Annotated in this window: 6 protein-coding genes; all 6 read right to left on the bottom strand. The window is 40.2% G+C overall.

Annotation, left to right across the window (positions count from 1 at the left end; genetic code table 11):
• Positions 1–660: 660 nt before the first annotated feature.
• Positions 661–1,107: a hypothetical protein gene (locus C1I38_RS03525; RefSeq protein WP_119776226.1), complete on the bottom strand. Its 447-nt coding sequence runs from the start codon at positions 1,105–1,107 to the stop codon at positions 661–663.
• A gap of 1 nt (position 1,108) precedes the next feature.
• Complete coding sequence (locus C1I38_RS03520) at positions 1,109–1,708, bottom strand: GTP-binding protein (RefSeq protein WP_282432341.1); 600 nt, start codon at positions 1,706–1,708, stop codon at positions 1,109–1,111.
• Positions 1,709–1,892: 184 nt separating this feature from the next.
• Positions 1,893–2,873: a uroporphyrinogen decarboxylase family protein gene (locus tag C1I38_RS03515; protein WP_199698282.1), complete on the bottom strand. Its 981-nt coding sequence runs from the start codon at positions 2,871–2,873 to the stop codon at positions 1,893–1,895.
• 34 nt (positions 2,874–2,907) lie between these two features.
• On the bottom strand, positions 2,908–3,543 hold the full coding sequence (locus C1I38_RS03510; RefSeq protein WP_119776222.1) for a corrinoid protein: 636 nt from the start codon (positions 3,541–3,543) through the stop codon (positions 2,908–2,910).
• A gap of 77 nt (positions 3,544–3,620) precedes the next feature.
• The gene (locus C1I38_RS03505; RefSeq protein ID WP_119776221.1) at positions 3,621–4,427 is read right to left on the bottom strand and encodes a methyltetrahydrofolate cobalamin methyltransferase; all 807 of its coding nucleotides are present in this window, start codon (positions 4,425–4,427) and stop codon (positions 3,621–3,623) included.
• 569 nt (positions 4,428–4,996) lie between these two features.
• Positions 4,997–5,284 (bottom strand): helix-turn-helix domain-containing protein (locus tag C1I38_RS03495; RefSeq protein WP_132102087.1); only part of this gene is annotated, 288 nt, incomplete at its 5' end.

Here is a 5,284-nt window from a genome sequence, read left to right as displayed (position 1 = left end):
AAACTATCTTTTAAGTAAGATTTGACTGTGCCGTATTCAACATACTTCTGCAATTCGCTTATCGGATAAAATGTATCCGGAATACCCACCCTCCATTTTTCAAAATTCTCCTGCATAATTCCAATTCCCACTCCTTTCTTACAATTTCCTTTTGTCAATAATCATAAATTTAGTATAGGCTTAATTAATGAAAAATTCTTCAATTCATACTTATTTTGCTTTGCGATGCCGTACGCACCAATACACCATGACAACATGCTCCTAAGTGTCCCGGTCCCGGCTATTATACCAAAGGGTGTATTTGTTATATTGAGGGTGTGGTTAATAACCTATTTAATTTTATTGCTTAAAAATATTTTGCCTTCAACTTAAGGCTGTGATTAAGCATAGCCACGAAGGGGACGTAACGAAACTTTATTTCGCGACGTCCCCTTAACCTATCTAGCCCAATTTTTTTGGCTCATCTTTTATCAGTTAGTACTGCCATCTTCCTCATATTATGAGCAATACAGTGCAAATGCTTTCCCTAATATTAGAACTTGATTATCCAAAAAGTATATCATGGTTAAGTTTTATTTTAGAGTCATGGGATAGAATTTAAACAGTTATAATGTTTACAGGAGGAAAATCATCTTTGCGCTCGTCATAATTTCTGAAAAGTTAATTGACTAATTTTTTTAACGTTTCTGCTAATTTAGAATATAATTCATTTTCATTGTTAATAAAAACTATCAGGGTAATCTTGGCCGTGACTTTTGGTTTCAAGGTTTCCTTGATCTGTACATCTTCGCCTGTCGTGGATAGCATGCAGGTATAGCCGGTTTCAGTAAGAAAAGCCTTGATATGCCCCACAAGCCCTCCCTGATCTTCAACCCAACCGGCTAAGGACTGTAGCTCATTGTTGAGCCTATCTCTTACCCACGAATATTCTTTGGCAATGACACGTTCAGTAGATAAAATGACGGCTCCTTCATGGTGGGTAACTGTGATTTCTTCCTGATTGCAGAGCACCGATTTCTCATGCTGTTCATGCTGCTCGTCATGGTGGTGTCCGCACTGACAGGCTTGGCCTTCGTGTTCATGGTGTTCATGGTGTTCGTGTGCCATTTTAGATCCCCGCCTTTTCAAATAAATCGTTCCAAAATCCGGTTGAAAGCTCGTTAGTAGCGGATATAGGATAACAGTACGCATCCCGGTTATATTTCCGGATACTCTCCTGTACTTTTTCCACTGTCGTTTCATCCACCAAATCAATCTTGTTAACTAACACTGACTTTGTATCCTCCAGCTGCTCTGAGACGAAGTTTTCCATCGCACCAACCAATCGGAACCACCGTTTGGCATCTACCACAATAATCGTCATGGCCTGCATCCCGAGTTCGGTCTCCACCGTGCTTTTTATTTTACTCGGAAAAGCAAGACCAGTTGCCTCAATGATGATCCATTCCGGGCTGTATTCCTTACTAAGATAATCAACTGTATCCGTAAGTTTAGCCGAAGATGTGCAGCAGGCGCAGCCGGCAAAAAGGTTCTTGACGGTAAAATCTTCATTCTCTAGTAGAAGGTTATCAATTCCGGCTGTACCGATTTCATTTTCTATGATTACAACCTTTTTGTCGTTCTCATTACCATTAGAAGTTTCAACGAGATGTCTTGCAAGCTGCATTAACACACTGGTTTTCCCTGACCCCAAGAATCCGCTTAATATGATTACTTTGATGGCAACCCTCTCCTTTTCAGTATAATCATGCTTCTGGGTCCTCTCCAGTACTTATATAGAGAAATCTGTTTGCCATTCGAATATAAGCAAAATCCCCTTGAATAAAATTATCCAGAGGATTTTGCAATCTTTCACTTAAATAATGGTTTAAATATTTATTCTATTGAGTGTATTATAACTTATTGACTTGATTCCAAGTCATTATTAACGCAGGAATTCTTTCGTCACCGGTCATAAAGGCATGTCCTTTTTCGTTCATGAGCACTGGGAACAGTATAAAATTACCTTTTTTTCCATATTGCTCTGCACATCTTTTTGTTTCTTCAATGATTGCCTCTACGGGAGCACCCATATAACTGGCAGGTCCGGATGTATCCCAACCGCCTTCTACAATTAAACGGCCATGATACTTCGTCAGGATTCCCTCCAAATCATTACAAACCTGAGCAGCATCCCATATTTTAATACCCATTTCAACATAGTCTTCGATAATATCTTCACATTTCCCACATGTATGTTGATTAAAGATAACACCACGGGAAGTCACAGCCTCAACGATTCTTTTGTGGTACGGCTTAATGACTTCGCGATAGGTTTTTGGCGACATAAACATCCCACGAGCAGTTGCCAAGTCATCAAAATAGATGATAACATCCGGCTTATATGCATCAATATATCGGTTTATACAAGCGATTTTGTAATCTGCCATTGCCGCAAAGAATTCATGACAGGAATCCGGATCTTCAATCAAAGCACATAAGGTATTTTCAAACCCCATAAATGCAGCCATCCGTTCAAAGAGACCACATGCATTAAATACTGCAACCGGTTGTTCCTTTCTTTTTTCGTCAGTAAAGTCAGCCAATTCAATTTGTGCCATCTGCTCAATTCCAAGAGAATCAACATCAGGGAATTTTACATATTCTTTCCAATCAGCGATATCATCGAATAATATTTTTCCTGACTCCGGTATGACTCCCTCAGCCGTGGCTACCCAATTTACGCCAAACGGGTCCTTCCCGCCTTGCCATGGTTGGTCTGTATTATTCGTTGCTAACATGCATACTTTATATAGTTCATACAGCAAAGGGGCGAATTCCGGTTTTCCTCCGTTAAGCATGATCTCAAAATTTTCTCTTTGAGTCAGCGTCATATTGATTTACCTCCCTTTAGCAAGATTTTTCATCTTATAAGGATTTTACCAACTCAGAAGCTTTCACTGCAGCACTGCCGGCATCAGGAGCAAAACCATCGGCATTGATTTCATCAGCGAATTGTTGGGTAACAGGAGCACCACCGACGAGAACTTTAAAGCCTGTCAAACCGCTGGCCTTGACCGTCTGGACGGCTTCCTTTAATGATGGCATTGTTGTCGTCAAAAGTCCTGAACAAGCCACTAAAGTAACATTCTGATTTTCTTTGATAGCTTCAACCCATTTTTCATGCGCCACATCCACACCGAGGTCAACCATGGTGAATCCGGCACTTTCGATCATCATAGAAACAAGGTTTTTACCAATATCATGCAGGTCGCCTGCTACAGTTCCGATAATACAGGTACCTAAGGAGTTTGAGGTGTCGCCAGCCATCAGTGGTTTCAGAACATCAACACCTTTGGCCATCGCTTTGGCGGCCATTAACATTTCAGGAACGAAGATTTCGCCTGTGGAGAACTTGTCCCCAACAACGCCCATCGAACCTACCATTGCCTGCAGAATATCTTTTGCTGCGCTTCCTTCATCGAGCGCTTCCTGTACCAATCCAGGAACAAGTTTTGCTTTTCCTGCTTCTACCATTGCTTTGACTTCTTCAATTTTAGCCATTTTTTATAATCCTCCTTAAAATTTTATTCTGATTGAATAACAATTCTCTGATTGAATGCCTGTTTGGTGAGCCAGCTCTACGATTTTTTCTGACCAAAACGTCCTTCCCTGAAGGCGCTAATATATTCCATGCAATATTCATCCTGACCTAAGAGAGCTTCCGTCGCAAAGATCATACCGACCAAATCTTGATTCGTCGGGTCAAGGATCCCGCTGTCCATGCCGGCGTTCATTGCCAGAACGCAGAAGGCCTGATTGACAAGCTTTCTAGCAGGCAAGTTAAACGAAATATTGCTGAATCCGCCGGTAATGTGAATTGCCGGATACTGTCTTTTAATCTCTTTGATTACGTCAACAATCATGTTGATGCCCTTTTCCGAAGTGCAGAGCATTTCGACTAGCGGATCAATGTGCAGACGGGACGGGGCAATATTGAATTCTTTAGCTCTTTTCATGATGTTTGCAAATACTTCAAGACGTTTTTCTGCCGTCTTGGAAATTCCGCTGTCATCACAAAGAAGCGCAACGCATTCCCATTTGGTATCGGCAATGACCGGGAATACGACATCGATCTTGTCACCTTCGCCGGATATAGAATTAATGAGTCCCGGCCGTTTGCAGAATTGAATCGCATCGACGCAGGTCTGCGCATGCGGGCTGTCGATACAAATCGGAGTATCTGTCACTTCCTGTACCAGGTCAATCAGCCATTTTAAGGTTTCGAGTTCAATTTTGACGTCTGTGGATGCACAGACATCAATAAAATCCGCGCCGGCATCGGATTGGATTTTGGCAAGGTTTCGAATGAACCCTGCATCCTTTTCAGCGATTGCTCTCGCTACGGAAGGGATGGCACCGTTAATTTTTTCTCCAATGATGATCATGAATAATCTACCTCCAGTAATACTTTGTTTTCTGGTTTTGAATAATTGTGTTTCTTGTGTTAATTCTTCCAGCTTTCTCATATCAAAAATAACAATCTTGTCTCTCTTCTTATCTAAAATATGAAGCTTATTCAGCGTGCAGAGTACTTTGGAGACCGTTACTTAATGAGCTCCGGTTATTTCAGAAATATTTCTCAAGGGTAAATTAATGTTGACCTCGATATGATTATTAACAGGCTTCCCCTGAGAAACGCATAATTGATAAATCATTTCACAATCCGTATTGTCGGAGTTGTGTTGAAATAAATAGTTGAACATACAATGTTTGCTGCCAAAATAAACCATTCGTTCTCGTCCATCGCTGAACAGAAAGTTTACTTGCAATTTACCGGTAAGCACATAGATAAATTTATGGATTGCTTCACCCGGTAAAACAACTAATTCACCTCCTCTTTTAGCGATTTGGTCAAGCGGATGACTAGGTACATTGTACAAAATAAGATAATTAAATGATTCAATCTAAATTGAAAATAATCATTTTATAAATGATAATATTTTACAAATGCTAATTAGTTAGTGCCATCATGTTTAAATAATTGTGTTTCTTGTGTTAATTCTTCCAGCTTTCTCATATCAAAAATAACGATCCTGTCTCTCTTCTTATCTAAAATATGAAGCTTATTCAGTGTGCAGAATACTTTGGAGACGGTTGCATAATGAGCTCCGGTTATTTCAGAAATATCTCTCAAGGGCAAATTAATGTTGATCTCGATATGATTATTAACAGGCTTCCCCTGAGAAACGCATAATTGATAAATCAATTTCACAATCCGTATTGTCGGATTTAAAAAGTCCAT

It is taken from the genome of Dehalobacter sp. 12DCB1, assembly GCF_004343605.1.
In the GTDB taxonomy this organism is placed as follows: Bacteria; Bacillota; Desulfitobacteriia; order Desulfitobacteriales; family Syntrophobotulaceae; genus Dehalobacter.
Note: the sequence above shows the minus strand (reverse complement) of the source record. Positions and strands in the feature narration are given on the sequence as shown.

Excerpts from the sequence above, each read along its gene's own strand:
- C1I38_RS03515 (WP_199698282.1), bottom strand. The coding sequence starts at position 2,873 with ATGACGCTGACTCAAAGAGAAAATTTTGAGATCATGCTTAACGGAGGA.
- C1I38_RS03525 (WP_119776226.1), bottom strand. The coding sequence starts at position 1,107 with ATGGCACACGAACACCATGAACACCATGAACACGAAGGCCAAGCCTGT.
- C1I38_RS03510 (WP_119776222.1), bottom strand. The coding sequence starts at position 3,543 with ATGGCTAAAATTGAAGAAGTCAAAGCAATGGTAGAAGCAGGAAAAGCA.
- C1I38_RS03505 (WP_119776221.1), bottom strand. The coding sequence starts at position 4,427 with ATGATCATCATTGGAGAAAAAATTAACGGTGCCATCCCTTCCGTAGCG.